Annotated in this window: 16 protein-coding genes; 2 read left to right on the top strand and 14 right to left on the bottom strand. The window is 48.9% G+C overall.

The genetic code is table 11. The annotated features are described in order from the left end of the window. Positions 1-170 precede the first annotated feature (170 nt). The gene (gene dnaK / locus NF543_RS12245) at positions 171-2,090 is read left to right on the top strand and encodes a molecular chaperone DnaK (RefSeq protein ID WP_257668419.1); all 1,920 of its coding nucleotides are present in this window, start codon (positions 171-173) and stop codon (positions 2,088-2,090) included. A 140-nt stretch (positions 2,091-2,230) separates the two neighbouring features. Here dnaK and NF543_RS12240 read toward each other — a convergent pair whose 3' ends face one another. The 8 genes from NF543_RS12240 to NF543_RS12205 all read right to left on the bottom strand — a co-directional run bounded on the left by NF543_RS12240 (position 2,231) and on the right by NF543_RS12205 (position 14,179). Beyond that, positions 2,231-3,142 carry a nucleotidyltransferase family protein gene (locus NF543_RS12240; RefSeq protein ID WP_257668418.1) on the bottom strand — a complete coding sequence of 304 codons (912 nt, stop codon included), beginning with the start codon at positions 3,140-3,142 and terminating at the stop codon, positions 2,231-2,233. 77 nt (positions 3,143-3,219) lie between these two features. Then, a complete protein-coding gene (locus tag NF543_RS12235; protein ID WP_257668417.1) occupies positions 3,220-4,761 on the bottom strand; it encodes a helicase HerA-like domain-containing protein in 1,542 nt (513 codons plus the stop codon). Positions 4,762-4,926: 165 nt separating this feature from the next. After that, the gene (locus tag NF543_RS12230; protein ID WP_257668416.1) at positions 4,927-6,861 is read right to left on the bottom strand and encodes a hypothetical protein; all 1,935 of its coding nucleotides are present in this window, start codon (positions 6,859-6,861) and stop codon (positions 4,927-4,929) included. A 10-nt stretch (positions 6,862-6,871) separates the two neighbouring features. Next, the gene (locus NF543_RS12225; RefSeq protein WP_257668415.1) at positions 6,872-7,699 is read right to left on the bottom strand and encodes an N-acetylmuramic acid 6-phosphate etherase; all 828 of its coding nucleotides are present in this window, start codon (positions 7,697-7,699) and stop codon (positions 6,872-6,874) included. Positions 7,700-7,738: 39 nt separating this feature from the next. After that, entirely contained in the window at positions 7,739-9,004 is a 1,266-nt protein-coding gene (locus tag NF543_RS12220) for a YdcF family protein (protein ID WP_257668414.1), read from the bottom strand. 16 nt (positions 9,005-9,020) lie between these two features. Further along, a complete protein-coding gene (locus tag NF543_RS12215; RefSeq protein ID WP_257668413.1) occupies positions 9,021-10,775 on the bottom strand; it encodes a RagB/SusD family nutrient uptake outer membrane protein in 1,755 nt (584 codons plus the stop codon). Positions 10,776-10,785: 10 nt separating this feature from the next. Next, on the bottom strand, positions 10,786-14,025 hold the full coding sequence (locus NF543_RS12210) for a SusC/RagA family TonB-linked outer membrane protein (protein WP_257668412.1): 3,240 nt from the start codon (positions 14,023-14,025) through the stop codon (positions 10,786-10,788). 7 nt (positions 14,026-14,032) lie between these two features. Beyond that, positions 14,033-14,179, bottom strand: coding sequence for a hypothetical protein (locus NF543_RS12205; protein ID WP_257668411.1), 147 nt, complete (start codon positions 14,177-14,179; stop codon positions 14,033-14,035). Between the two features lie 303 nt (positions 14,180-14,482). On the opposite strand from NF543_RS12205, the gene NF543_RS12200 reads away from it, so the two are divergent. Beyond that, positions 14,483-15,235, top strand: a complete 753-nt coding sequence (locus NF543_RS12200) for a DeoR/GlpR family DNA-binding transcription regulator (protein ID WP_257668410.1) — start codon at positions 14,483-14,485, stop codon at positions 15,233-15,235. A gap of 78 nt (positions 15,236-15,313) precedes the next feature. On the opposite strand, the gene NF543_RS12195 is transcribed toward NF543_RS12200, so the two are convergent. The 6 genes from NF543_RS12195 to NF543_RS12170 form a co-directional block, all read right to left on the bottom strand. Further along, positions 15,314-16,420, bottom strand: coding sequence for a glycoside hydrolase family 43 protein (locus NF543_RS12195; protein ID WP_257668409.1), 1,107 nt, complete (start codon positions 16,418-16,420; stop codon positions 15,314-15,316). A 90-nt stretch (positions 16,421-16,510) separates the two neighbouring features. After that, positions 16,511-17,140 (bottom strand): hypothetical protein, encoded by a 630-nt coding sequence (locus NF543_RS12190; RefSeq protein ID WP_257668408.1) that lies wholly within the window; start codon positions 17,138-17,140, stop codon positions 16,511-16,513. 1,012 nt (positions 17,141-18,152) lie between these two features. Continuing rightward, entirely contained in the window at positions 18,153-19,001 is an 849-nt protein-coding gene (locus NF543_RS12185) for an alpha/beta hydrolase (protein ID WP_257668407.1), read from the bottom strand. A 37-nt stretch (positions 19,002-19,038) separates the two neighbouring features. After that, complete coding sequence (locus NF543_RS12180) at positions 19,039-21,192, bottom strand: GH92 family glycosyl hydrolase (RefSeq protein ID WP_257668406.1); 2,154 nt, start codon at positions 21,190-21,192, stop codon at positions 19,039-19,041. A 39-nt stretch (positions 21,193-21,231) separates the two neighbouring features. Further along, entirely contained in the window at positions 21,232-22,773 is a 1,542-nt protein-coding gene (locus NF543_RS12175; protein ID WP_257668405.1) for a sulfatase, read from the bottom strand. Between the two features lie 96 nt (positions 22,774-22,869). Continuing rightward, positions 22,870-24,363, bottom strand: coding sequence for a RagB/SusD family nutrient uptake outer membrane protein (locus NF543_RS12170; RefSeq protein ID WP_257668404.1), 1,494 nt, complete (start codon positions 24,361-24,363; stop codon positions 22,870-22,872). Positions 24,364-24,376 lie beyond the last annotated feature (13 nt).

The raw sequence follows: 24,376 nt of genomic DNA, 5'->3' as shown, positions 1-24,376 counted from the left end.
TGGCAAGAGCGCGTTAAAAAAATGACACATTGTCATGGCGTCGTCATCGCCCTTGCCCTGTTTTCCCATATCTAGCCATAATTGGCTCCAAAAAGAGGATTGGCACAAGGCTTGATAATCCCTTATATGAACAGGTTAATTTTTCACAACGTAGAAAAGGGAATTTAGATATGTCAAAAATTATTGGAATCGACTTAGGAACTACCAACTCTTGCGTAGCCGTAATGGAGGGGAACGAGCCGGTAGTCATTACCAACAACGAGGGGAAACGAACTACTCCTTCGATTGTAGCTTTTGTGGAGAATGGTGAACGCAAAGTGGGTGACCCCGCAAAGCGCCAAGCCATCACCAACCCCCAAAAAACCATATCCTCCATTAAGCGGTTTATGGGTAGCACATATGATGAAGCATCAAAAGAGGCAAAACGCGTACCTTACACCATTGTAAAAGGCGACAACAATACGCCACGGGTGGAGATAGATGATCGCAAGTATACGCCGCAGGAAATTTCCGCGATGATCTTGCAGAAAATGAAAAAGACCGCCGAGGACTTCCTTGGCCATGAGGTGACAGAAGCCGTTATCACGGTGCCTGCTTACTTCAATGACGCGCAACGCCAAGCAACGAAGGAAGCTGGTGAAGTGGCAGGGTTGAACGTAAAACGCATCATCAACGAACCTACCGCCGCTGCATTGGCTTACGGATTGGACAAGGCCAGTAAAGACATGAAAATCGCCGTGTTCGATTGCGGGGGTGGTACACATGACGTGTCCGTGCTGGAATTGGGCGATGGTGTGTTTGAAGTGAAATCTACCGATGGTGATACACACTTGGGTGGTGACGATTTTGACCAAGTCATCATTGATTGGCTGAACGATGAGTTTAAAAACGAAAACAACGGCTTTGACTTAAGCCAGGATCCAATGGCGTTGCAACGTTTGAAAGAAGCGGCCGAAAAAGCCAAAATCGAACTCTCCAGTTCATCATCAACCGAAGTTAACCTGCCGTATATCACGGCGGACCAAACCGGCCCTAAGCATTTGGTGCGTACGCTGAGTCGTGCCAAATTTGAGCAATTGGCAGACAGCTTGATTAAGCGGACAATTGAACCCTGTAAATCGGCGTTGAAAAATGCTGGCTATACAGCATCAGATATCGATGAAATCATTTTGGTGGGTGGTTCTACCCGTATCCCTGCCATCCAGGAAGCCGTGAAGAAATTCTTCGGCAAGGAACCTTCAAAGGGTGTAAACCCCGATGAGGTGGTAGCCTTGGGTGCTGCGATACAAGGTGGTGTACTTACCGGTGAGGTAAAGGATGTATTGCTTTTGGACGTCACCCCTCTTTCCTTGGGTATCGAAACGATGGGCAGTGTAATGACCAAGCTCATCGAAGCCAATACGACCATCCCGTCCAAGAAATCGGAGGTGTTCTCCACTGCTTCGGATAACCAGCCTTCGGTGGAAATCCACATTTTGCAAGGTGAACGCCCAATGGCGGGCCAAAACCGTACAATCGGACGTTTCCACCTTGATGGCATTCCACCTGCACCACGTGGTGTACCCCAAATCGAAGTGACTTTCGATATTGATGCCAATGGTATCCTGCATGTATCCGCCAAAGACAAAGCTACTGGCAAGGAACAGAAGATTCGCATCGAAGCTTCCTCTGGCTTGACGGATGATGAAATCCAAAAAATGAAGCAGGAAGCGGAAGCCAATGCCGAATCGGACAAGAAAGCTAAAGAAGAAGTGGACAAGCTGAATGCAGCCGATGCCTTGATTTTCTCTACCGAAAAACAGCTGAAGGAATATGGCGACAAAATCGGTGAAGAGAAGAAAGCGCCCATCGAGGACGGCTTGAAGAAGTTGAAAGACGCGTATGCCGCCAAAGACTTCGTAGCCATCGATGCCGCTCAGGCCGAATTGCAAAATGCTTGGAATGCTGCTTCAGAAGATATGTATAAGGCTTCGCAAGAAGCATCTGCAAGTGGACAAGCTGAAGGAGCTGCTGATCAAGCGGCCAGCGATTCAGCTGATGATGTGACGGATGTGGAATTTGAAGAAGTGAAAGACGAGGATAAGAAATAGGGGTTGAGTCCGAAAGTCGGAAGCAGGAAGACTGAAGACCGTAAATAAAAAAACCTCGGGGGATTCTCCGAGGTTTTTTTATTAGCTTAAAGCATGTCTTTATAGACGCTCGCCTTTCGGACTTCCGACTCCGGACTTCCCTAAAACAACTGCTCGGGATACACACCGTTCTTCACCAATTGGGCAATATTTGCCTGCACCAAAGGCTTGTCTTCCGGATAGGTCACCCCAAACCACTTTTGTGACGTAGGAATAACCTTGAATACAGCGTCTCCTTGTTTGATAAGCACATCGGCAACCGATGGAATCAGAAATTCGGATTTCGGATTATCGGCATTGGCAGGGACAAACTTTTTGAACAGTTCTTCACTTGCTGCAAAAATCGCCGGCGTGAAGCCCCAAAAATTCATGGATACGCGGCTACTGCTGGGCAATTCTACCTCCCCACCGTCCTCTTCAAAGAAAATGCGCTTATCACCATCCACATCCTTGAAGTAAACCTTCGTGCGCTCATTGATTTCAGTCATGTTTCCTTCATCATTTACCTTGCACACGCCGCGCGATACGGAGCCGTATTCTGAGAGTGTTTTGTCAATTTGGTATCCCATCAAGGAAAATTTATTATCGGTGACCTCTTCGGTAAGGAATTTAGCCATTTTTTCAAACGCTTCATAGCCATAAAAATCGTCGGCATTGATTACGCAGAACGGTTCATTAACTTGGTTGCGGGCCGACAATACCGCATGGGCAGTTCCCCAAGGCTTTGATCGCTCAATCTGCTGATCGATACCAAATGGAGAAAGGTCATAGCTTTGAAAGACGTAATCAGTGGCAATCTTTCCTGCCAATTTTGGCTCAAAAATAACCTTGAACTTGTCTGCAAACTCTTCGCGGATGATAAAGCTTACCTTGCCGAATCCGGCCCGTATTGCATCATAAATGGAATAATCAATGATGGTTTCACCATTGGGTCCAAAGGGATCGATTTGTTTCATACTTCCATAACGGCTGGCCATCCCGGCCGCAAGAATCAATAAAGTGGGTTTACTCATTTCTGAAGATGTATTTATTTGAAGTTAAAGAATTACGTGTGCTACTGGGATATAGCCAAACTTTGATAAATTTGCTATTATTTTCTACGCAGCATGGCGGCCAATATCCCGTTGGCTATTTTGCTCATTAGCTTTACCCCTTCTCGGGCCAAAGTCGTGGAGGCAGCTTTTGTGGCAGCCTCTATCGGTGTTTGTCGGGTGCTTTTCCGACTGGTAGTCTTTGCACGTTGTCGTTCGGCTTCTTCCTGTCCGGATTTCACAGCATGTGCCTGTAATCGCTCTTCCAAAATCTCAGATGCACTTTTCCTATCTATGGCCTGGTGGTACTTGGCATAAAAAGGTGACGCATTGACCAATTGGTTGTAGGTTTGCGCATCCACTGGACCCATCACCGCCCGGGGCGGAATAAGGTGCGTGGCCACCACTTCCGTGGGTATCCCTTTATCATTGAGTACCGTAATAAGCGCCTGTCCTATACCTAGGGAGGTGAGCGCACGATCTATTTCATAGAACTCCGAATGCGGATAGGTGCGTACCGTCTTACGCAGTGCCTCGGCGTCATTAGGTGTAAAGGCACGCAACGCATGCTGTACCCTATTGCCCAGCTGCCCTAATACGCTCTCGGGGATATCCGAGGGTGCCTGTGTACAGAAAAACACCCCCACACCTTTGGAACGAATGAGACGTACAATTTGTTCGACTTGTGTCAAGAAGGCTTTTGAAGCATCCTTGAATAACAAATGTGCCTCTTCAAAGAAAAATACCAGCTTGGGTTTATCCAAATCACCCACTTCGGGCAAATTTTTAAATAACTGTGCCAATAAGCTCAGTAAGAACGTGGAAAATAGGACTGGCTGGTCTTGGATATCCGAAATATTGAGCAGGCTAATCACCCCTTTTCCGTCCATCCGCTCAAAAAGATCGTTGATATCAAATTCCTTTTCACCGAAGATAGCTGACACGCCTTGCTGTTCCAGCGCTACCAGCTTGCGCAGTATGGTTCCTGATGTACTGCTACTGATTCGGCCATAGCTATCTTTTATTTCTACCGCGCCCGGTCCCTCGGTCAAATATGATAGCAGCTTTTTCAAATCCGCAAAATCCACCAATGGTAATTGCTGGTCCTCGGCATATTTGAATAATACAGTCAACACCCCTGTTTGGGTATCATTCAATTCGAGGACACGACCTAGTAGCACGGGACCAAAATCTTCAACGGTAAGCCGCATGGGATTGCCCACCTTGCCGGATAAAGAATATAATTCCACGGGGAATCCAGATGGCTCAAAGGGCCATTCCAGTGCCTCTCCCCTTTCCACCAAAGCAGGGTTAATTTCCCCAGCCTGGTGCAATCCCGATAGGTCACCCTTTACATCGAGCATGAATACCGGTACTCCCGCGTCTGACAATTGTTCGGCGATGAGTTGCAAGGTACGGGTCTTTCCGGTACCTGTAGCACCGGCAATCAATCCATGGCGGTTCATCATCTTAAGGGCTAGGTTTACTTTAGCTGCAGCGACTACTTCTCCATCGAGAAGACCTGCTCCAAGGAAAATAAAAGCACCCTTAGGGCTGTATGAGGTAGATATTTTCTCTACAAACTTGGACTGATTTTCCATATAGTATGCAACAAAAACGACGGGTGAAAGCTACATACTTCTTCGGGGAAATGCAAATGGTGGATATTATTTTTGTGTCAACATCTATGTTGAAGTCCAATTCGGTACCCGCGTGTCGCATACCATCCAATGAACAGGTACCTTGAATTGGGCCATCATTGGAAATTAGCGGTTGTTGGCTTTAATGCGATTTATAATGGTCTCATACACATCTTCCGGAAAGATATTGGGCTGTCCATACCAGAAAAACGAATCCTTACCCTCGTATACGCCGGCTTGGATATGCAGTTGGGTAGGCAGGTAGCTAGCGACATCATTGCTGTACGCGGCCACGCTCACCAGCTTTTCAGGCCAAAGCTTTTTGATGCCGAGGCTATATTCCGTGGTTGCCTCACGTGATAGGCCTACCAGTTTCCAATTGCCGATGTTAATGGTTTGGACATACACAGGCATCTGGGTCGGCATGGTGCCTGTCTTATGGTAGCCGAGCATCAAGTCGGCCCAACGGACATTTTTTTCGGCCACTACATTCCCCTCTCTATCTTCATTTTCCTTCCGGAATTGTTTGATACGTTCCACTGGCCAAGGCCGGCTATCGAAGTTGATGGTATCCAAATAATTATTGATGGATCCCGTGATGTGCTGCATACTCCCTTCCAGAGCTTCATGGACGGCGGAGACGACTTTCTGCGCAGTCACCGTGTGGTCATCATCCTTCGGATTAATATCTCCGGCACACCCTTGAAGGAATAGTGCCTGTTTGATCTTTGAATGGCGCACCAAGGCCTCGCGGGCTACTCCGGGATAATTAGGACTGATGGTGATACCTTCTTGGCCCGCATTGGTAAATACAGGGTGGCATCCTGCTAAAAAGACTACACTTAGGCTATCCTGCTTCCGATAGGCGATCTTCACCACATCCAAGGCATTGTCATAAGGAAGGTTATCACCTTTCAGATTCCGATTGCGGCCAATATCAGCCACTGTGCGTCCGAAATACAAATCGGCGGGTTGTTCGCTTCTCATTGCCTGGGAGATGGCGTCCAAGATGCCGCTTTTGACTACACTGTAGAGGTAACTGCTATCCGGTTTCTGGCAATGCGGTGCCCAAGTAGGCCAACTTTGCGTTACTGGGGCGAAATGGGTATGGGAAGCATTGATCAACACCGCCGTCGGTGGTACGCCATACTGCTCGTATACGGCTTTTTTGATATTTGTGGCAAAATCTGCATTGAAACCGCAGACATCGATCCCGACGATGATTACCCGCTTTCCCATCGACGCGATAGACACCGCCCCGGCACTTAGTTGTTTGGTGCTGTTGTGCCCTGCATCCAACCATGTACCATCGGCATCGATTCCATGAAAGCCATCGTCAGCGGCAATGATTTGCCGGATATCCTGCTGGTACGTCAAGCCGTTCCGCAGTGCTATCCGTACCCATGTGTCATCCTGGCGAAGCCGGAGCAACTCATTTTCTGGGGTCAAACCATATAAGGTACCCTCCCGCCATGCGATATCCGCTAACGGTAGCGGTTCGGCGATAAGGGCAGTCCAAGACAATACGTTGGACCTTCCCTTGGACAGCCAACAAATCCCCTTGGCATCTACCAATACAAAACCGTCATCGGTCGCGGCAAATGCTACCGCCTGCTTATCCAACGCCGCGATCGTATGCCATCTCGGACGCCTGCTCAATGGATTCATCTCCAGCAATTCATTAGCTTGGTTTATGCCGTATAACCGCTTGTGATCAACCGCCAGTAGCCTAACGTCCGCTTCAGGCAGCAACTCCTTCGGGATAGCTTGGGCTGCGGACGGGTCCAAGGTCCACAGTCCGCCCTTTTCTAGGTAATACAGCGTACCGGCGGCAGACATCGCCGCGTCGGCAACTGTTCCCAAGGGGCGTATTTCCGTCCACTCCAAGGTAAACCGCCCCTCCGGTGGCACGCCATAGCCTGCCAAGGTCAGCGAAAAATAGCGATCGTCTGGCTCGATGCTTGCCTGGCCACTGCCTACTCGGTATTCATATTGGGCGAATACGGGTGACGCCAGCATGAAATACAGCATCACCATCACTAAAAGCTCCTGTTTGTTCATTCGGTTGGATTTATTGAACATTATTGTTTGATTGCTCCTCGAGAGCAGCCTTGACGCTGCCAAACCGCAACAGGATAGCTTTAGCTTTCTCATAATCCTTGATGTCTCCTTTCTCCATCAGCATCTTGACAGCCCGGTCGGTGATTTTTTCATTAATCAACGCTACGTTTACCATCCTATTGTCTTCCACATGTCCCAACTGTATCATCGTTGTAGTGCTGATGATGTCAAAAATCATCTTCTGGGCTGTGCCGCACTTCATCCGCGTACTGCCCGAAACGAACTCCGGCCCGGTGATGACCTCCACGGGATAGTCCGCGTATTTGGCGATTTCAGCACCCGGATTGCTCACAATGCATGCCGTAGGGATATGATGGTTACGGCAGTATTCGAGTGATGCCAATACAAAAGGCGTAGTGCCGCTTGCCGATATGCCCACCACAATATCACCCGGTCCCACTGCGTTGGCCTTCAATTGCTGCGGTCCTTCTTGGGTATCGTCTTCCTTCTCCTCAAGGGCGTCTATTAATCGATCCACTCCTCCGGCCAGGATGACGTTGAACAGGCCACACCTCACACCGTAGGTGGTGGGTAGCTCAATCACATCGAGTACGGCCAGTCGCCCACCGCTGCCAGCTCCTACATAGAACAGTCGCCCTCCTGATTGCAGTTGGCTTACGGCTTTTTTAATCAATGCATTGAGTTGGGGCAGCGCTTTTTTCACCGCTCCGGACACGATGCCGTCCTCCTCATTGATGTATCGGGTAATTTCTTCAACCGTCATCTTCTCCAAGTATCTGTACCTCGATGGTTGTTCTGTGATCTTGTTATTATTCATTTTGTTACGTATTTAATTATGGTTAAGCATATAGTCTGGTTATGGATCAAGCGGGTCCAAGGTATTAACTTGAGACACCATTTCAACCGGAAAAAACTCGGTTTGGTTTTCGTTTAGGTTATGGAGATCACGGTATGGCACATAGCCCAACTCCCGGATGCAGCGTTGTTCCATATCCATGATCATGGCGGTTTGGTTGCGGTCGGTCACTACCAATGCAGGTTTGTCATGCGGCATGCCCAGTCGATAGATAAGCCGACCGGCATTCCGTAGGTTGGTTGTGGTGTGTCGCGCATGGGGCTCGATGATGATAGCCGCTACAGGCACATCGAACTGGTTTATCAAGTATTTTTTCATTTCCACAGCTTCGCAATAGGGTGTGCAATGGGGGTAAGTGTGTCCGCCGGACACAATGATAAAAGGTGCTTTACCGGATTTGTACAACTCCGCCGCCAGTTGGCACCTCCTTGCTGCCCTGCTATCCAATGGGATACCGGGAGCCTCGGGACCATATCCCGGAACCACCAGCACATTGTAGGGATAATCGGCCCAGCGCGTATGGTTGATGGCCGCGACAGCTTCCTCATTGCGGCCAGCTGTGAGTGGCTCGTAGCGGGCCGCTTCATCCCTACCATTGATGCGCAGCGTCATCAGTGCCGCATGTGCGGCCAGCCGGAAGAAGCAGGGGGATTGCCCTTCGTTTGCCAATAAGGAATCCAATCCATGTTGTATTTGTCGAACGAAGTTCAGGTCGGCAGTGGAAAAGCTGATGGAATCAATAATCGCGTAATGCGGTGGTTCGCCTGCGATATAAACGGAGAAAATACGATTTATACCCGTTGCCACTTCGTCCCATGCCTGCCGCACGAAGGATGTATCATTCGCTCCGGCATGGACAGCATAATGTCCGGAAGTTTTCAAGGCGGTGGTCCACAATGCAGTATGTCGGTGGATAAGGGTTTTAAGACGTTCGCCGGCCTGCGCGATTTCTCCAGGTGTACACAGCAAGGCATGGGCATAACATCCGGCATCTTGACAAGTATCTGCAGTGGTGATGCGGCTACGGTATCCATCGGCCAGCACGATCAATATACTATCGGTCTTTATCTGCTTGCAGAAAACCGTATCGGCTTCCATCACTGTCAATAGCGGGAATATCTTACGTTGCAGCACCGAATCCTTGGTGCTGCCACCCGATGCGGCATCAGCTCCCTTGGGTTTATCAAGATGGCCACAGGAAGCTACCAACAGACCAACGCCGATTACTCCTTCCCATAGCCAACTCTTTTTATCCAATATCTTCATTCTCTTTGTCTAGTTGTCATCGTGTTGGCCAACCTTCATTCTGCCTTAGGGTGGGATTGAGGATTAGCTCGTTGATAGGCAATGGGTAGTAATAATCTTTTTCCTCGTCAAACACCTTGTCTATCGTGGGGTGCACGATGATGTTTCCCATATCGCCCTCACTCAGCGCCTTGTCGGGCGGCAATGTGAAATATTGGAGACCGGCCACCGGATTGTTCGGACGGGTATCCACCACGGCAATATCGTCATTTCCGTCGTTATCCAGATCGAACGTGCCTTTTCCGGGATAGTAAGCTCCATAAAATGTTTCTGCGAGCAAGTGCCCTTCCTTCCACCGCATCAAGTCGTAATAACGGAATCCTTCAAGCGCTAATTCTACACGCCGTTCCCGCCGGACTTCGAGAATCAATGGATCATCGGTATGGTCGTATTGATTTTGCAGGATCGGGTCAGGTACAATGGCTGTTACGTTCAACGATGGCATTTCCACTCGGCTACGCAGCAAATTGATCGAACGATCGGCATCCACTTGGCTAAGCCTCCCCAATTCGGCCAATGCTTCCGCATAGTTGAGTAACACTTCGGCAAGACGGAAAATGGGCAGCGGGGTGTAGGATGCGGCATCCTGATCAGGTGTTGAAACGAATTTGATGTTTTGGTATCCTGTAAATGCATTGGCATAATCGGGTACGAGTGATGCACTGCTTTCGTCGGCACCGATCCGCCGGTATCCCGGTGTACGGACGGTTTGCGACAGCCGTGGGTCACGTCCCTCTGTTTCTTCCCAGAAGGGCATTTCCCCATGGTTGGGAAGTGCAGAAAATGGCCGGCCATCACGCAGCAAATAGGAGTCCATGAGTCCTTTGGTGATACCCGGGTTGCCCCGGGTTGGGGAAGTGAAGATGTTGTTCAGTGGATGAGATTTATTAACATCCAAGCTGTATAACCTCGATAGAATAAACTCGTTGGCATTGGGCGCCTGAACCGCAAACAATTGCAGGTAAACCGTCTCTGGGTCTCCGGTAGCTAACCGGTAAGGGCCGTTGTTAATCAATTCATTGGCTGCTGCCGCAGATGCTTCAAGCAAGGCTGTAGCCGACGACTGCAGTTGCAGTTCCGTATGGTATTTACGGAACGTACCCTCAAAAAGGCATACGCGCGATTTCAGAGCCAAGGCGGTCCACCGGTTGATGGTTGCGTCGGTTTTTGCCAAACGCAAACCATCTATTGCGATATCCAGATCGGCAATGATGGAATCTACGATCAAAGTTCGCGGATCCCGCCCCTTAAACAATCCCTCGCTGTCTACGTCCAGAGGTTCGCCATACCACGGCACGTCGCCGAAACGTTTCAATTTTTCAAAGTAGAAATATGCACGGAAGAACCGTGCCACGCCCCCATAATGCCGCCTATCCTCTTCCGGTATTTCGGATTTATTGTAATGGGCAAGGAAATAGTTGATGTTATACAACTCACTCCACGTCCAACCTGCCGAAGCGGCGTCTGTGGGGACCCTCCTCCGGCCCGTTACCACCTCATCAATGGCGGACACGTCGACATTGTCGCTGGAGAAGTCGGCCATGTAAATGTTGTTCGCCGGCAGGTATGCATAGAAGCTGTTGGTATACGTTTCCAGATCCTTCTCCGTATTGAAGTACAATTGCGGACTGATTTCGCTTTGCGGGTAGCGTTCCAGAAAGTCGCTTTCACAGGCCACAAAGGCACTCACGGAAAAAAATGCGATCACAAAAGTTTGATATGCTGTTTTCATCGCTTCAATGTTATAGGTTAATTTCAATACCAAATGTATACGTGCGCATCATCGGGTAAACAAATCCTGCGCCGTTGGCCCGGCTATCATCCTGCTCATCGTTGATACCCTCTGGGTCGAACGCCTTAGACAGTTTCGTCCATTCGTACAGGTTCTGTCCGGCGAAGAAAACCCTCGCCGATGCAATTTTCACGCGTTCGGTCAAACGACTTGGTAGGGTATAGCCAAGGGACAGGTTTTTCAACCGCAGGTAAGACGCATCCTGCAGGTAGCGGGTTTGGACAGCCCCCAACGAACGGTCGGTAGCCAATGCTTCATAAGCCCGCAACCGGGGGAAGTAGGCGTCCGGATTTTCGGGTGTCCAGTAGTTGCCATAGATATGTTCATATACGGGTTGATTCCAGCGGTTGTAAAATCCCCAGAATATCCCGGCTTCCCTACCTGGCCAGAAATAGCGCTTCCCGATACCTTGAAAGAAAGCATCGACAGAGAAGTTATACCAATTGAATCCCAGATTTACTCCATAGGCGTATCGTGGGGTCGTGTTGCCGATGATGTGCATATCTCCGGGGTCATCAACGGTATTCGCGCCGAAATCGATAACTCCACTGTTATCGCGATCTTCAAATTTGATATCTCCCGCCAAGGGGAGACCTGGAAAGAGATGCAACCGGGACTGATCGGCATGGCTTGCCGATTCTTCGTCCGTCTGGAAAAACCCCAATGTGGTATAGCCCCATATTTCTCCGATTTCCTGTCCGACGTAGTAATCGTTCAATAGTTTGTTAGGATTGTCATACCGTGTGATGAAGGAGCGGTTATCCGACAATACCAATAAGGCGTGATAAGAGAATGGTTTATCAACTAAAGTGACCTGGTCGTTCCATTTCAATGAAAACTCCCATCCCTTAGTTTCCAGATCCGCGGCATTTTCCCTTGGTTCCGCCGTACCCAGTACCGCGGGCATGGTACGCCCCTTGGTGAGCATATTTTTCGTTTGCCGGATATACCAGTCGAAACCCAGCTCGAACCGGTTGTGGAGCATGGCCAAATCAAACCCCGCATTGACCGTATTCGCCGTTTCCCAGGTCAGGCTGTTTGGCAACAGCGCCGGTGCCCGCACACCGCTCGGTAATGAACCACCCACCTCCAGAAGATCAGCGGTAATGTAGGGTGTCATGGTGCTGATATAAGCATACGGTCCCACGAGCTGGTTACCGAGCGAACCGTACGAAGCACGAAACTTGAACAGATTGATGCTCGAAGAAAGCGACTGGAAGAAATCTTCTTCAGAAACTACCCATCCCAACGAGACCGAAGGGAAAAAACCGAAACGGCGGGACTGTTCGAACCGCGAAGTACCGTCATACCGCGCGTTTACCTCCAGCAGGTATTTGTTGCGATAGTCGTAGTTCAATCGGGTAAATACACCTTGCAGGGCCCATTCATATTTTTTATCGCCCAACGTGGCGATGCCGTTGGTCAAGCTGATGGCCCCGAGGCTTTCGGTAATGTTTTCATCCCTACGGGCATAAAACGAATTGAACCGATTAAACTCTTGGTTATATCCCAACAGTCCCTTGAAGTGATGATCGCCTAACTGCTCTTCATATTCCGTATACAGGTTGGCGATGTGGTGGTGATTTTCTGAAAACGCGGAACGGTAATAATCAGGATTGGTGAAATCTACAACAACATTTTGCCGTTGTTCATATTGCATCCTAAAGTATTGGATATCTTCTCTACCCTGCGTCAGGAAATACGTGTAATCACCATTGATGCGCAAGTGGTTACCGAAGAAATTGGTCTGGAAGCCCAATGTATTTTTCAATTGGGTACTCCTGTCGTTGGTCCTTCCTGCGTCATTGAGCTGTCCGAACACAGACATGCCCCCGAGCGTATAATTCCCATTAGCGGTTCGGATGGCTTCATATGGATTGGCGTAGAGGGAAAGATAACGGTATACATTATATCCTCCTTCACTTACAAATTTGTTTGGCGAATCGTATACCCCTTGGTTGTATTCAACGTTGTCGTACACCTTAATCCAATCGGCCAATTGGTTGTCCAGTTTCAACCGCAGGCTGTACCGCGTATAATCGTCCGTTGCCGTCCTGAATAGGCCGTGCTGCTTTTCATGCCCCATGGATAAATAATAACCGGTATTTCCCTGGCCTCCAGAAATGCTGAGATAATTCTTGGAAAATGGCGCATTGTCGTTGTAGAACTCGCCGTACCAATCGGTGTTTGCCCCACGGATGAAACTGCCCGTACTCGTAACTCCCAATTCTGGAAGAGACGGATCCTCCTGCCGTTGCCGCAAATAGTTGATGATATTTTGCATATCGGGTGCATCTGTTCCGGCATAACCCCGGTAAGCGTCATTTTGAACGATGGCAGCCTCCAATGGATCGCCGATGACCTGGGGTATGCGGATGGGAGTTCCGATACCGAAATTGTTGGTGTAGCGTACTTGGGTATGATCCTTCCTTCCGCTTTTAGTAGTCACCAACACCACACCGAAGGCAGCCCGGGCACCATAGATAGCAGCAGACGCCGCATCTTTGAGCACGGATACACGCTCCACGTCTTCCGGATTCACCAGATTGATGTCTCCCGGCGTTCCGTCAATCAAAATCAGCGGCTCTCCCCCGTTGATGGAAGTAAACCCACGCAAGTTGAACGACCCGCCGCGGTTGAGCTGCCCATCACCAAACGTGATGTTCAGATTCGGAATTACCCCTTGCAACCCTTGCGCAATGTTGACGATCGGCCGATTCTGAAAAACCTCTGCACCGACCTGGGTGATGGCGCCGGTTATCTTATTCCTGGATTGCGTACCATAACCCACTACCACGACATCTTCCAACATCGCTGCATTGGATTCCAACGTAATGTCGATAACATCGCGGCCACCCACGCGAATCTCGATCGATTTATATCCCACATAACTCACCGTCAACACGTCATTTGCAGCAACCCTATCCAAGCGGTATTGCCCATCATTTCCCGACGAAGTCTCGACGCTGCTGTTCTTGACACGGATGCTGGCACCGCTTAGGGGCTCACCGGTTGTTACATCTTTCACGGTACCGGTGACCGTCTGTTGTGCAGCCCATACCAAAACATCACCGGAGGTCGACAAAGCCGATGATATTCCCGGCGTACCTGCAAATACCGATGCGATGAGCAACATCCTTATTTTGGAGCCAATCTGCATGGTAGCATGCTTTAAATTCTTTTTTACCATCTTTTCTTCAATCTTTAATTGGGTAATCGGTGGGCTCGTCTTCGTTAGGCGGTTCAGGATTAGGTCCATCTATCGATTTTCCACAGGCTGCCAACACCAGCAGCGACATCATTAAGTAATTGATACGATGGTTGATTACAGTTAGTATTGTCATTAGTCTTGAATTTTATTTGCGTTTATTTGCGTTTTGAATGACAAATATAAACGCACAAAAACTCAAATCAAAATTTTAATGCACTAATTTTTTTTAATAATATTCGAGCAACAAATTATTAATACACACCTAATTAACAGATAATAAAATTTAAAACTACATCATACTTCCGTAATTAAACAGACAGACATAAACGTATATTTGCATTTTTAATCAAATCAATAAGCGCACAAAAACTTATCTTTGCAGACAGCAGCAAACATTAATTTGTTTAATTTCGCTAACCAATAACGTTAATCGATTATGTTGAAAGAAGAGCGCCAACGTTTAATCATGCGGGAGATCAACCTGCATAACAAGGTACTGTCTGTTGATCTAAGCATCCTGTTGAATGTTTCAGAAGATACGATCCGGAGGGATCTCAAGGAACTTGTGGATAGCGGCCAGATACTGAAGGTACATGGAGGAGCCATCAGCAAATCACTTGCGGCGCCTTTGGTGACCAATGATAGTCACGTTTACGCATTGAGTGCAAAACAGACCATCGCATCCAAATCGTTGTCTCTATTAAAAAACAACATGGTGATCCTAACGGAAGGAGGAACGACTATACTGGAATTGGCAAAAATGATTCCCTCGTCGTTGAAGGCCACTTTTTTTACCATCAGCCCGCAGGCTGCTATTACACTTTCTGAGCATGACAACCTTGAAGTGATTACCATAGGTGGTAAGCTCCATAAAAACGCTTACCTCCATACAGGAGCCAGTGTGATCAATGATATTTCTGAAATTAAGGTTGATCTTTGTCTATTGGGTGCCAACGGGCTATCCCCACAAGAAGGACTCACCGACAATGACTGGGATGTGGTGCAAGTGAAGAAGGCATTGATACGGGCAGCAAAAAAAGTAGCCGTACTGGCCATCTCCGAAAAACTCAATACTACACAGCGTATCAAAATATGCGACATCGGCCAAATCGACTACCTCGTCACTGAACTAGCGCCAAATGATCCATTTCTACTGGCTTACCACAACGCTGATGTCCAATTGATCTGAACAATATTCCGGTATAACCCACGCCGCCGTATACGTTCCTGCGATTCCTTTCTGAACGGATGTCGTGATTCGCTTTTTCTATAACGAGATTGGTGCTGTGGTCGTAGGACCCAACACCGTCAATACCCCGTTTCCATCGATTTTCATCTCATCAATGAATACCACCCGTTCATCACCCGTCTTTTTCGTTCGGCCATGGTATACACATCGCATGCGTCCATCTGGAAGGAATACCACACTGTTGTGTCCCGTTCCGGTAACCACTCCTCCTTTTTCGATATTTTTTTCTAACACAGGATTATTGGCTGCCTTTTCGAATGGGCCAAGCGGATCAGATGCGGTGGCATATCCCACGGCATAATTCTCACCGGCGAAATGGTTGGCTGAATACATCATGTAATACGTATCACCATGCTTGAAGGTAAACGATCCTTCCGTCCACCGACGATTGACTTCCTTACTGGTTACTGAACGACTTTCCCATTCGGCTTGGGCATCATCCATCTCAATTGGCGGACGCAATAATAGCATTGGCTCTCCAATGATCCCGGAAAAGTCGGACTTGAGCTCAACGCCATATACCCAGCTTTCTTCAATTTCATCGAACCATCCCTTCTTCCGTGCCCAATCAGCCACTTCACTTTCCACGGGATGCTTATAGCAGCATCGGGAATAGTACAGGTAAACCCTGCCATCCTCCGCGAAATATACATTTGCATCAATAATGGGATAACCAGGGTCGAATAGCGGCCCATCGTGCAGGTCGCGAAACGGACCCGTTGGATTATCAGACACCGCTATGCCGATTTTGAAATTCTCCAATTCGTTGGTAGGGTTATCTCGCCATTGGGCACTATAAAACATATAGAATTTTCCATTTCGCTTGTATACCTCGGGCGCCCAGAAAGCATCGATGCCCCACGTGCTATCGGTATTTCCATAATAAACCTGCCCTTCGGATTGCCAGTCGGCAAGGTCAGTGGAAGAATAAGCCGCAAATCCGTCCTTCGCCCCGCCTCCCGTGCCGTACATGTAGTAACGGGCCGTTTCATCGTCGTATAACACATATGGATCACCAAAGGCCACATCAAGGGGGTTTTGGCTACTTCCTCTATGCTCCTGCGCATCCAAGCAGGCCATTACGAATTGGCTCAACAACAACAGTAAAACAATGTTTAGTTTCATCTTTCGGTTTATATGCTTTATCTTTTACAAAAAAACACATAATTTTTCTAATGACGTAGATACTGATCGTTTTATTCCCCGCTTTACCGATTACCTCACCACCAACATCACCGGTGCAGTCCAGTGGCTAATCCCATGTTTGTTCCTTGCCCGCACACGGAAATAGACACAATCACCACGTGTGAATCCCGCGACGTAATCTGTAAACGAACGCGAGGTAGTGTGCAACTCGCCCCAAATGGGTCTGCCCTTCTTGTCTACCTCACTGGCAAAACAATAATCATACAGCATATCCCGCCCCACGGGCTTGAAACCGAATGCCACCTCACCGCTCATGCGTCCATCCTTGAGGAACGGCAATCCCGGCGTATCGGGCGATTTCCCCTTCCGCTTCTTTGCCAACACCGGGAATCCTGAACTGTGCAGTTTCGCCAGACTGCCATCGCTCTCCACACTGACATAAAACGCCAACTCCTGCAACACATCCGCGAGCCTGCGTTTACTCTCCCGCTTGGCTGTGGAATAGATACGCCCGCCACCAGCCGCGTCAACCACCTTCCGTTGATAGTCGGCATACGCAACCTCTACCTCTTCCAGGGAAGGTTTCGGGTCGGTGAATACTGTTGACTCCTTCAGCGCCTTGATGATCCGGGCAGCCGCAATCACCAACTTGCCATCCGCGTAGCGGAAAAAACCTGCCTTCGCACGTTGATACTTCATGTCTTAACTGTTATGGTTTGGCGTATCGACTATTTCCCAATCCATCGGTTCCATCCAGTAGGTCGATACCGGTGTCCTACAAATATAGGGATCAGGATTGTTTTTCGGGCAACCCATTCCGGTTGATTTCCAACGTATCCAAAGGATCCATGCCCCTAAATACTCCGGCTGGCTACCCGGCCACTTTCTTGCCAAAAGCATATGGTTCCGACTGGATGCTACGTAACATTTGTTATAAGAAATATAATTACCTATTAAGGCGACACACTTTCAATTAAAATCAACCTAATTCCCGATGAAGATGGTACCATGGCGATGAAAAACCTTATCTAGCCGCTTCACAGCATTAATGGTGTGACCCAAAACAATCCGCAGACGCCGAATAACAAAATAAAGTTACCTGATAACAATATTATATTTCTTACAACAATAATATTGTCGGTCCGACGGAATAACACTCGAGTACGTACAGCTCCCTGGCCACAGCAAAACGGTATAATCGCCACGGAAAAGCACCTCACTCCTACTTAACAGTAAGCCGGGTAAATGGGTGCCAAAACACAGTTAATCAAAAAGATAATAAGTTTCAATATTAAGAAAATCATCTGCGTACAGCAACATATTAACTACGTGCAACGACATGCTATGTGTACATCGCGGCAGGCTGGGCGCGCGTCATTGTAGGCCGGGAGCGCATTGCGGTTGACCAATTCCGCATGAACCAGTTTAGGCTTCTCCCGAACTCATCCTTCTTCGGTATATAATAAAACGCCATCCACGCATCAATAGAAGCGTTTTAACAGATTGCATATCGGTTTGCGTAGTGGATTTGTTGTGCCGCCGAATAAGTATACCGTGTCTATGAGGAAGCATACCGTGTCTACTAGGAAGCATGCCGTGTCTGTGAAAACGTATACCATATCTATGAAAAAGCAAATGCCTTTCACGTAATGTTACGTAAACATAACGAGCATTGCAAAAGGGGAGTTCAGCTTCATGGAATTGAGATTTATCATGTTGATGCAGTAACGTGATGCAGGAGGATATGGAATCCGGGGCTAGCCATGGCACCGTGGTCAAAACCGTCCAGTTCATAGAGGAATGTATGCTGATGGCCCACCAATTTCATCATCCGATAAAAATAGGCGTTTTCCTCATACCTGCCAAGCATTTCCAATTCACGATCGCCCGATACGAGCACCAATAACGGTGCATCGGGTCGTATATGATACAATGGTGCATATTCATCCACAATGGGTTGTGTATCCTTAATCCCACGTTCGGCACGGACCGTCATGTGTGTGATGGCATGCCCACTGAAGTCAATGATGCCGGCCAACGCATCTGCGTCTGCATCGTACTGTTGGAGCCACGATTTGTCCAAGCCGACCATGGCTACCAAATAGCCGCCAGCGGAATGGCCCGCAGCATATATTTTACTGGGATCACCGCCATATTTGCCGATATGCTTAAATACCCAGGCAATGGCTGCAGCGGCATCATCGATACACGCCGGTGTTTTGGCTTTTGGACTGAGCCGATAATTGACGGCGACAACGGCAATTCCCTTACCTTTCAACTCGTTCGGGATGGATTTCTCTCCCCCCGTTAATCCTCCGCCATGAAACCAGACCACCGTAGGGTAATCCTTTACATTTTCAGGATGATACACATCCAATACGCAGCGTTCGATGACATAGGGGTCACCTGTGGTTCCTGGCCTGTAATTGATATTTTCCTCCGTTTGGTAGGTGATGGGATTTGTCGTTTGCTGCGCATCCGCCGTGAGGACAAAACAGGTAAGCCAGCAACCCATCAGCAACATACAAAAAAACTTGTAGCTAATATTCGCGTTTATCATGCGTCATATTTCTTTTAATTCGGTGATGCTAAGGTAGTCAATCCCGATGGGAAAACGTTGTGATGACTAATTCCTTTCCTTTTTGCAATTCGTCATGTGAAATAACGTAGCCTCCTATCGGCTTATTACCATACGTCACCTTATTGATCTTTTGTCCGCCCCCTTCCTTGCGCACCGTAACCGTGGTATGCTCGTCCAACTTGAGTTTAACCCGATCAAAAAGTGGCACAGAAATGAGGTATTCCGGATCGGCAGGCGAATAGGTATAAAATCCTATCGCGGCAAAAACATACCACGAAGACATTTCCCCGGCATCGTCCATCCCGCAAAGGGCAAGGCCGTGCTCGCCCATTCCGTAGAAATGGTTCATAATGCTGTCTAGTAATACCTGTGATTTCTCCTGCTTGCCTACAAAATGATATAAAAACGGGAAGCTGTGGTCGGGCTGGTTGCCGTGGCAATACTGCCCGATAAACGATGAAACATTACGGGCGATGTGATTCCCATTCCATGGGATGGAAAACAGCGAATCAAGCTTGGCCTCGAAGGCAGCTTCGCTTTCATATAAACCGATTAACCCTTCCGTATCATGCGGTGCAAAAAAAGACGATTGCCATGCATTGGCCTCACGGTACATGTATTCGTAGTAGGGATATTGCGGGTTGAAATTTGCCACCCAGTCCCCGTTTTCCAGACGTCCCCGCATCAAGCCGGTCGATTTATCGAACATATTTTTGTAATTGCTTGTGCGCTGCATGAGCATTTGGTAATCATCCTCCTTGTTCAGGGCTTTGGCCAGTAAGGCAAGCGAATAATCATCGTATGCATATTCAAGCGTCTTCGTTACTCCAGCCTTGGCCTTGGTTTCCACATGTGGTGTTTCAACAGTCGGGGTAGAGATGTAGCCCTTTTCTATATACTCCGTGATGTACGGGCGTATTCCACCTTCCTTGGTCGCGTTGTTCATGAGCAATTGGTAGGCCCGTTGCACATCGTACCCCCGGATACCCCGCAGGTAAGACCCAGTGATAAAAGGCGCTGCATGATCGCCATGAAAGAACGTGGGCATGAAACCCTTCTTTTCGCCCCGGTCGATCATCGATTGGATGACATCATTGGTCACATCCGGCGACAATAACCCGAGCAGCACCAGTTTATCCCGGTAGGTATCCCACAAGGATGGATCGGTATAATAACGAAAACCCTTGTTTACGACCTCTCCGCGCCCATCTGTGAATTCACCGTTGACATCGCTACGCAGTGCCGGCCACAGGAACGAACGGTACAACGACGAATAGAACAGCATCTGCTGTTTGTCGGTGCCGCCAGCAACCTCGATTTTTGACAACAACCCTTCCCAGATGCCCGAAGCCTCGCCTTTGACCTGTTCAAACTGTTTCCGCCCAAGTTCCGCCTGCAAGTTCTCCTTGGCGTTCTCGATGCTCACAAAGGACAGACCCACCTTGATTTCAAGGGGCTGTGGGCCATCGGCGAAGTGGACTACCGAAATTTCCCGGCGCCCAGCTTTCAGGGAATCGATACGCTCAACCTGGTGGTTAGCTTCTGCATAGAAATAGACATTACCACCGGTTTGCTGTCGACCACTGAATCCATATGACCCATCCCGGTTAATTTCCCAGTCGGTCACCCTTTCGTTGGAAACGGCAAGGTTGACCACCAGCTTTTTCTCCTGGCCTTCGGGGAACGTGTACTTGTGGTAACCGCAGCGCAGCGTGGTCGTTAGCTCAGCGTTGATTCCATACCGTTCTAAAAATACTTGATAATAGCCCGGCTGGGCCGACTCGTTTTCATGACTAAAACGCGAGGCGAAATCATCAGCGGCAATCGTACCCGTAACCGGTAGAAACGGAATATGGCACAGGTTCCAATGTCCTTTGTTCGTGTGGGTAAAAGCCAAGATTGCTTCATCTTCATATTCATATCCGGCACCGCTGCGCCATTCGGTGATGGGGCTGAGTTGCACCATGGCATTGGGCAATGCCGCGCCCGGAAAGGTAAGTCCGGCCCAAACCCGCCAACCTTCGGGCGGTCGATAACCGACATCAACGCTATCCGTTAATGGGGCTGTACCCAAAAAAGGATTTACATATTGGGTGAGTGGTTTTTGCGCTTGTAGCGACCCTGCTGCAATCATTAAGCATGTAAAACCGATAACGTGTTTTGTCCTCATTCTTTAAAATTTATCTGGTATGCTATATACGATTTATTATTAATTATTGCGTTGTTTACTTGGTGGACGCGAAGGCATAGGGTCAGGGTGCTGGGCCAAAATAGCCCTAAGCTCCGCTAATATCTCCGGCTTTTCATTGGCGATATTTTTCATCTCGGCTGACCCATGCTGATAATCGTACAACTCAAATTCAGCGGCCTCGGCTGGTTCGCCGATTTTTTTCCACTCCACTAACCGATAGCGGTCGGTGCGGATGGCTCGTCCCAACCGACCTCCGCGCGGAAAACTGTGGTATGCATAGTCACGAATATGCCTTTCCGGGTTTCGGAGTACCGGCACCATGCTTAGGCCATCAAACGGCTGCTGCACATCCGGACTGGGTAAGCCGGCCAGCTCCACCAATGTGGGGAAAACATCAACCGTTTCGGCAAGTTGGGAGGAATGGGAACCAACCTTGCCGACACCGGGTGCCGAGATGATCAACGGTATGCAGTTTGCCAGTTCATAGTTGACGTGTTTGGTCCACATGCCCATATCGCCAAGCAAGTAGCCATGGTCGCCCCAAAGCACCACGATCGTGTTCTCATCGAGGCCAAGCGCTGTCAGCTCGTCCAATACCTTGCCAATCTGCACATCCACGTAGCTCACCCCTGCGTAGTACCCATGTGTCAATTTGCGGGTGAGGCTATCCGGAAAAGGTTCCTCGGTAACCTTTGTAGGAATCGGAACATACTGGTCGATTTCATCGCCATATTTCACCGCATATGCCGGGGCACCTGCTGGCCGCATGGTGTGCTGCGGCAACGGAAGTGCGTCTTCGTCATACATGTCCCAGTACTTTTTGGGCACCGAAAACGGAAGGTGCGGCCGGGCGAATCCCACGGCGAGGAAAAACGGCTGGTCGGGTTGCGATTTTAAGTCACGCAGCCGGTCGACTGCCCGTTGCGCGACACGGCCATCCGCGTACGCATCGTCCGCGACGTCTGGCGCTTCCCAAGCCAATCCCCTCGGAAGCGACCGGGCATATCCCCACTCCATATTGGAAAACAGCGCCTCTTCGCGCGTAAAACCCTCTTTTTTACTGGTAGAATCGACGTACTCAATCACCAGTTCCTTGTGGTGCGGCACGCTCCACGATGCCGTATCGTTATACGTATTATGCCCGATGTGGAACACCTTACCCATGGACTCTGTGTGGTAGCCATGCTGTTTGAAATATTGGGGCAGGGTCACGGCATCGGGATAAGGATCGCGGAAATCGCTTCCAAAATTATAGATTCCCGAAGATGTGGAACGGCTACCCAGTAACAGATTGTATCGAGACGGGCCACACACCGCTTGATTGGAATAGGCCTGCTCAAACCGGAATCCGTTTGCGGCCAGCTTATCGATATTTGGGGTAATAGCCACAGAGTCTCCGTAGGCACCGATCGCGGGGCGCAGGTCGTCCACAAGGATTAACAACACGTTGGGCTTATCCGGCTTGTTCGCCGTGGTGCAGGAAGCATTCGCCAATAGCGCACCAACCACACATAATGCGGTCAGCTTCGCATACCCTGCATTCATCATTTTAATGTTCATTACGTTCATGCTCATTGTATTTCGTATCCAAACTTAGATATCTCCTCTGCCATTGAGATTTATTTATAGCGGAAATATTTCAACGCTATTTAACATTCAATACCCGTCATTTTGTTCCAGCGATGGATCAGCATCCATGGCCGCCTGCGGTATAGGAAATAGCACATGCGTTTCGCGTGCGTTGGTTTTTCCACGTCCATGGGCCGACGACACAAATTTACCAAATCGGATAAGGTCCTCTCGGCGTATGCCTACCTCGTTGTAAAACTCCCACGCTCGCTCGTTGAGCATGTGGTCGCGGAATGCTTGTAAACTGGAAAAATCAGCCAGCGAAACGGCATCATCCCCTACAAGGCCCGCGCGTTCTCTTACCTGGTTTACCAAATCGACTGCTTCCTGGCTCGGCCAATTCAGCTCAGCAAGTGCTTCCGACTTGGCCAACAGGATATCTGCGAAACGGATTTCCGGAAGATCGTTACCATGTTCGTTCACGATGGCATCCGGATCCGGCCAGTACTTGATGGAACGGGTATCGTTGTTGTTTAGCAATGATATCTCCCGCCCTGCGCCATTAATGTAGCCCGTCATAATCAGTTTTCTACGCTCATCCGATGCTTTGAACGAATTGTAGAAGCTATCGTATAACCGGTATTGCGCAGCCCAATTCTGCCACCCACTCCGAAATTCTAGACCCAGCACAGGATCCCGTTGAAAACCGGGAGGAAAAGCGCCATTGATGTAGCCGTTACCGTTGCCCTGTGGCGACTGGGGAAATACAAGAATAAACTCACTATTCCGTTCGTTCTCGACCCTGAACAACTTTTCGTATTCGGAATACAACCGGTAATTATCAAGCGCGATAATATCATCGGCCGTTGTCACCACTTTTTCCCATTGTTTGGTATTCAGGTAAAACTTGCATAGCGTCGCCAATGCCGCTCCCCTATTTGGCCGGCCATAATTCGCTTCCTCGCCCGGCAAGGGCAAGCCGGCAGACACTGACTGTAACTCACTTTCGATAAAGGCTTGCATTTCTTCATCGGAAGCTTTACCCAATTCCAGCGGATCATCGCTCGATGTCCGTAGTGGCACCGGGCCGAACCAACCATACAATTTAGCATAGGCCAAAGCCCGCATAAAACGTGCTTCCGCCATATAAGTTGCCTTTCTGGATGCATCGTACTCACCCCGATCGATATTTTCCAACAATAGGTTGGCATTCCGGATGGCGCGATAAGGTCTTAGCCAAAGGATATTATTGAACCAGGGCAACGAGGCGTCCCACGTGAAATTGATCATCTGCGTTGCAATCAGGTTTTCACCTCCACCCGTTTCCCATTCGATGTCTGTACACCAATTTTCCAGATTCATCCGGGATTTCCCGTCCCATCCGCTCAAAAACAGCTCTGCGAATGTCGAATTGAGCAGTGAGTTCACGCCGGCCTCGGTAGCGAGCAACGTTTCCGGATCCATTTCGGAATACACCGGCTCATCCAAGTATTTCTCACAGCCAACGATGCCGAAGACCAAGGCCAGCATGCCCATCAGGTAGCGAAACCGGTGTGTCAATAAGTTATCATTTATATTCATGACTTTTCAGATA

Source organism: Parapedobacter tibetensis (genome assembly GCF_024704835.1).
Taxonomy (GTDB): domain Bacteria; phylum Bacteroidota; class Bacteroidia; order Sphingobacteriales; family Sphingobacteriaceae; genus Parapedobacter; species Parapedobacter tibetensis.
Note: the sequence above shows the minus strand (reverse complement) of the source record. Positions and strands in the feature narration are given on the sequence as shown.

Coding starts and splice junctions, on each gene's coding strand:
- dnaK (WP_257668419.1), top strand. CDS start 171: ATGTCAAAAATTATTGGAATCGACTTAGGAACTACCAACTCTTGCGTA.
- NF543_RS12240 (WP_257668418.1), bottom strand. CDS start 3,142: ATGAGTAAACCCACTTTATTGATTCTTGCGGCCGGGATGGCCAGCCGT.
- NF543_RS12235 (WP_257668417.1), bottom strand. CDS start 4,761: ATGGAAAATCAGTCCAAGTTTGTAGAGAAAATATCTACCTCATACAGC.
- NF543_RS12230 (WP_257668416.1), bottom strand. CDS start 6,861: ATGAACAAACAGGAGCTTTTAGTGATGGTGATGCTGTATTTCATGCTG.
- NF543_RS12225 (WP_257668415.1), bottom strand. CDS start 7,699: ATGAATAATAACAAGATCACAGAACAACCATCGAGGTACAGATACTTG.
- NF543_RS12220 (WP_257668414.1), bottom strand. CDS start 9,004: ATGAAGATATTGGATAAAAAGAGTTGGCTATGGGAAGGAGTAATCGGC.
- NF543_RS12215 (WP_257668413.1), bottom strand. CDS start 10,775: ATGAAAACAGCATATCAAACTTTTGTGATCGCATTTTTTTCCGTGAGT.
- NF543_RS12210 (WP_257668412.1), bottom strand. CDS start 14,025: ATGGTAAAAAAGAATTTAAAGCATGCTACCATGCAGATTGGCTCCAAA.
- NF543_RS12205 (WP_257668411.1), bottom strand. CDS start 14,179: ATGACAATACTAACTGTAATCAACCATCGTATCAATTACTTAATGATG.
- NF543_RS12200 (WP_257668410.1), top strand. CDS start 14,483: ATGTTGAAAGAAGAGCGCCAACGTTTAATCATGCGGGAGATCAACCTG.
- NF543_RS12195 (WP_257668409.1), bottom strand. CDS start 16,420: ATGAAACTAAACATTGTTTTACTGTTGTTGTTGAGCCAATTCGTAATG.
- NF543_RS12190 (WP_257668408.1), bottom strand. CDS start 17,140: ATGAAGTATCAACGTGCGAAGGCAGGTTTTTTCCGCTACGCGGATGGC.
- NF543_RS12185 (WP_257668407.1), bottom strand. CDS start 19,001: ATGATAAACGCGAATATTAGCTACAAGTTTTTTTGTATGTTGCTGATG.
- NF543_RS12180 (WP_257668406.1), bottom strand. CDS start 21,192: ATGAGGACAAAACACGTTATCGGTTTTACATGCTTAATGATTGCAGCA.
- NF543_RS12175 (WP_257668405.1), bottom strand. CDS start 22,773: ATGAACATTAAAATGATGAATGCAGGGTATGCGAAGCTGACCGCATTA.
- NF543_RS12170 (WP_257668404.1), bottom strand. CDS start 24,363: ATGAATATAAATGATAACTTATTGACACACCGGTTTCGCTACCTGATG.